This is a genomic window from Oleiphilus sp. HI0132, from assembly GCF_001635845.1.
In genome coordinates, this window is record NZ_LWGJ01000740.1 from 1 (window position 1) to 383 (window position 383).

The following is a 383-nucleotide window of genomic DNA, read 5'->3' on the forward strand; positions in this document are numbered from 1 at the left end:
CAAGCTAGTAAACCGAGTCACTAACGGAGTGAGTACCGGCGAGGTTTTTAAGCAGGGTGAGAGAGTTGCTTATTGTGAGGGTTTAGATAGTGATGAACCATTTCAATACCTCAAGGGTGTTGTTGACAGTCATATCAGGAACGAAATTAGACTGAGAGAAAATAGCATGCCTGACCTAACAGCATGGTATCGCGCAATTTGTGAGACCCTTCCAATTGAAAGCCGCAAAACGAACGACATTATCTGTGAACTTTTTAAAGCAGGTCGCGAGTATGTTTCGCTAAGTGACTTGGCTGGGAAAGCCGAGATATCAAATACCTCTGAATTATGCTTTTTGTTGTCAAATTTAGCACGAAAAATGTGTGACTCTATACCTTATGAAC

General features: G+C 41.8%; 1 protein-coding gene. It reads left to right on the forward strand.

Going from position 1 to position 383, the window contains the following annotated elements; genetic code table 11:
• Window positions 1-383: hypothetical protein (locus A3766_RS30775; protein ID WP_197479454.1), on the forward strand; the 383-nt coding region annotated here is incomplete at both ends.